The 4,126-nt window shown below is 49.3% G+C and carries 3 protein-coding genes and 1 pseudogene; 1 reads left to right on the forward strand and 3 read right to left on the reverse strand.

From position 1 onward, the window contains the following. Both BZG79_RS12945 and lpcA read right to left on the reverse strand, forming a co-directional pair. A partial coding sequence (locus BZG79_RS12945; protein ID WP_199877831.1) for a class II glutamine amidotransferase occupies window positions 1-335 on the reverse strand: 335 nt, incomplete at its 3' end. A gap of 21 nt (window positions 336-356) precedes the next feature. Next, window positions 357-935 (reverse strand): D-sedoheptulose 7-phosphate isomerase, encoded by a 579-nt coding sequence (gene lpcA / locus BZG79_RS12950; RefSeq protein WP_077774599.1) that lies wholly within the window; start codon window positions 933-935, stop codon window positions 357-359. A 303-nt stretch (window positions 936-1,238) separates the two neighbouring features. Here lpcA and fadE point away from each other — a divergent pair, with 303 nt between their 5' ends. Next, complete coding sequence (gene fadE, locus BZG79_RS12955; protein WP_077774600.1) at window positions 1,239-3,683, forward strand: acyl-CoA dehydrogenase FadE; 2,445 nt, start codon at window positions 1,239-1,241, stop codon at window positions 3,681-3,683. Between the two features lie 91 nt (window positions 3,684-3,774). Here fadE and BZG79_RS12960 read toward each other — a convergent pair. Beyond that, a pseudogene (locus BZG79_RS12960) lies at window positions 3,775-4,126 on the reverse strand (hypothetical protein); the annotation flags it as partial.

Raw genomic sequence — 4,126 nt, forward strand, 5'->3', positions numbered from 1 at the left:
GAGAGTTGGCCATTATGGGCAAAGGTCCAATGGCGTCCCCAAATTTCTCGCGTAAAAGGATGTGTGTTTTCCAAGCTCACGCCGCCTCGGTTCGCTTGACGAATATGACTAACGACCGAACAGCTTTTGATCGGATAACTGGTTACAAGCTCCGCGACTTTAGATTGACTGCTGGGGGCCGGATCTTTAAAGGTACGAAATCCTTTACCCTCATAAAAAGTAATCCCCCAACCATCACGATGCGGACCTGTTTTTCCGCCCCGTTGAATTAAGCCGGTAAAACTAAAACAGATATCCGTAGGGACGTTGGCACTCATGCCAAGCAACTCACACATTCTTTCGTCTACCTCTGCGAATTATGCTGCCATTTCCTTTTCCACCAATTGGATCAGAATATGGATAATTTTGATATGAACTTCTTGAATGCGATCAGCATAACCAAAGTGTGGAACCCGAATTTCGATGTCCGCTAGCCCCGCCATTTTGCCGCCATCTTTTCCCGTTAGCATGATTGTTTTCATGCCATTTTTCTGAGCCGCTTCCATCGCGTTTAAGATGTTCCCTGAATTCCCCGAGGTCGATAGGCCAAACAGAACGTCCCCCTTCATACCCACGGCTTCAACATAACGGGAGAAAACATACTCGTAGCCAAAGTCGTTGGAGACACAGGAAATATGACTCGGATCGGAAATGGCAATCGCCGGGTAGCCTGGACGGTTTTCGCGGTAACGCCCGGTGAGTTCTTCAGCAAAATGCATCGCATCACAATGTGAGCCACCATTACCACAAGACAACACCTTGCCGCTGGCCTTAAAACTATCAGCAAGGAGTGTCGCCGCTTTTTCAATCTGCTGGATGTTATTGTCATCACTCAAAAATGCGGTTAACACATCGGCTGCTTCTGAAAGCTCACCGCGAATAAGATCTTGGTACATGGCACCTTCCCACTGTTAACAAATATCACGCCCGTTAGGCATCAGTCAGTTTAACTATCAGTGTACCCGTATCGTTTTAGGGCTGTCGACTACCGTTATCATCCAGCAAGCGAGCTCGGTCACGTTTGCTTGAATGGCAACCTATCTTTCCATTTGTGCAATAACTGCAGTGAAGATTTTCTGAYCTTGCAGGCCAGGTCACACCGTATGATTTTACAATTATTTAATTTTTTGGTTACATTGAGTGGTACGACCTCTTACCACGACGCGTAAGAGCCTAATTAAACCGAAGGAGATGACGTGATGGCAACAGGGTTATATATCGTCGCCATGCTAATACTGGCCGGCGTACTCGCATACCATCGTGCTAAGTTGCTGGTATCGACTGCCGTACTGGCAGCCGGATTAGTTGTAGGGACAGTCATAGGGAGTGTGGGGCAAATTACTTGGTTAATTTTTGCCGTCATTGCTCTACCACTAAATATTGTGACATTTCGTCGCAATTGGCTGAGTAAGCCTGCATTTAAAGCCTTTAAATCCGTGATGCCAGAAATGTCAGCAACGGAGAAAGAAGCGATCGACGCAGGCACCGTCTGGTGGGAAGCCGATTTATTCCGCGGCGCCCCGGATTGGAACAAATTGCATGATATTCCGGCCCCCACACTTAGCGCTGAAGAACAAGCCTTCCTCGATGGACCTGTTAATGAGGTCTGTCGCATGGTTGATGACTACCAGGTCACGCACGAGCTTGCCGATCTTCCCGAAGAGGTGTGGCAGTATCTGAAGGACAATAAGTTCTTCGCCATGATCATCAAAAAACAATATGGTGGCCTAGAGTTTTCCGCATATGCACAGTCTTTAGTACTGCAAAAACTGTCGGGGGTTTCTGGTGTACTGTCGTCAACCGTGGGTGTTCCTAACTCGCTCGGCCCTGGTGAACTACTTCAGCATTATGGTACCGAGGATCAGAAAGACCACTACCTCCCTCGCCTTGCCCAGGGTAAGGAGATCCCTTGTTTTGCATTAACCAGTCCAGAAGCCGGTTCGGATGCGGGCTCTATTCCAGACTACGGCGTAGTGACCAAAGGCGTTTGGAACGGTGAAGAAGTCCTGGGAATGAAAATCACCTGGAACAAACGCTATATCACGCTTGCACCAGTAGCGACTGTCTTAGGCTTGGCATTTAAGCTACGCGACCCCGATCATTTACTCGGTGATCAAGACGAGCTCGGCATCACTTGCGCATTGATCCCAACCGATATGGAAGGTGTGCAAATTGGTCGCCGCCATTTCCCATTGAACGTACCTTTCCAAAATGGCCCGACTCAAGGTAACGAAGTCTTTGTTCCGATGGACTTTATTATTGGCGGGCAAAAAATGGCCGGTCAAGGCTGGCGCATGTTGATGGAGTGCCTGTCTATTGGTCGCGGTATCACGCTGCCTTCAAATACCACGGGTGGGCTTAAATCGGCTGCACTTGCAACCGGCGCTTACGCACGTATTCGTCGTCAGTTCAAATTGCCAATTGGCAAAATGGAAGGGATCGAAGAGCCGCTGGCTCGCATCGCGGGTAATGCCTATGTTATGGATGCCGCGAGTGCGTTGACCGTGACAGGGATTGATGCAGGCGAAAAACCCTCTGTTATCTCGGCAATCGTCAAATATCACTGTACCCACCGTAGCCAGCAGAGCGTCATTGATGCGATGGATGTTATTGGTGGTAAAGGCATCTGCTTAGGGCCGAAAAACTATTTGGGCCGGAATTACCAGGGTTCACCGATTGCTATCACCGTGGAAGGTGCGAATATTCTGACCCGCTCAATGATTATCTTTGGCCAGGGGGCGATTCGTTGTCATCCATTTGTCTTAGATGAGATTCGTGCGAGCGAGAATAGCGATCAGCAAGCGGCACTTGCAGCATTTGACAAAGCACTGTTCGGTCACGTCGGCTTTGTATTTAGCAATGTTGCTCGCACCCTTTGGCTTGGTTTAACCGATGGACGTTTCTCGAAAGCACCACGCAAAGACGCGACACGTCGTTACTACCAGCAGATGAATCGCTATAGCTCTGCGCTGGCACTACTTGCTGATGTCTCTATGGCGGTATTGGGCGGTAACCTGAAACGTAAAGAGCGCTTATCGGCGCGCTTGGGGGATGTGCTTAGCCAGCTCTACTTAGCATCCGCGACCATGAAGCGTTACGCTGACGAAGGCTTCCAGACAGAGGATCTTCCTTTGGTTCATTGGGGCATGCAAGACGCGATGTACCAAACAGAGCAAGCATTGGATGGTTTCCTCGCAAACTTCCCGAATCGTGTGATTGCCGGGTTAGTAAGAGCCTTGGTGTTCCCTCTTGGTAGAGGACGCCGCCAGCCGGGTGATCGTCTGGATGGTAAATTGGCAGTGATTTTACAATCACCTAGTGCGACGCGTGACCGGATTGGTCGTGGTCAATTCTTTGAGCCAGGCAATGCGATCGGCAATATCGAGAAAGCGTTGCATGACATCCTCAAGGCTGAGCCTATCCATAAGAAGGTCTGTGACGGTCTTGGCGAGAAGTTGCCGTTCATGTTCCTGGATCAAGTAGCCGATAAAGGGTTACACGCTGGCGTCATTTCCGAGCAAGAAGCCGACTTGCTGCGAGAAGCCGAGCAAGGTCGACTCGAAACAATCAATGTCGATGACTTTGATCCTGCAGAGTTACCTGCCGCGTCAGTCAAAGAAAACAAGATGCATAATGCGGCATAACCGCACTGTATTTTGAGCGCACCGCTAAAAGAGAGGGATTTCCCTCTCTTTTTTATCATTAACCACGGCTAAATTTTATCATTCGCCACGGTTAAACATTTTTATTCGATCCATCGATATCCAGCTCATCCGTCTCTTCACTTGCCTCCTTTGACTCCGCATCTTTATCGGGTGGCGGAGCTTCAAGCTCTTGCGCGGCTTCAGCTAATTTTCGTGCTTTACGCTTTTTCAGCACAAACCAGGTTGCGGCGCCAATCAAGATGACAAGTAAATTACCTAAGCCAATAATAATGAGAGACGTTGTACGTGCTTCAGCCTGCTCTCTTTCTCGTCTCCGTGCCTCGGCGGCCTCCATCATTGCCTGCTCACGCGCTTCGCGCTCTGCTTCAGCTTGTTCTAGCGCTTCGTAATCTGTAACAGCAAAAGTTTGCTCTGGTAAGGGG

It is taken from the genome of Salinivibrio sp. MA427 (assembly GCF_001996115.1).
GTDB lineage: Bacteria > Pseudomonadota > Gammaproteobacteria > Enterobacterales > Vibrionaceae > Salinivibrio > Salinivibrio costicola.

What these genes read in the sequence shown, in the direction of transcription:
- fadE (WP_077774600.1), top strand. Translation starts at nt 1,239, where the DNA reads ATGGCAACAGGGTTATATATCGTCGCCATGCTAATACTGGCCGGCGTA.
- lpcA (WP_077774599.1), bottom strand. Translation starts at nt 935, where the DNA reads ATGTACCAAGATCTTATTCGCGGTGAGCTTTCAGAAGCAGCCGATGTG.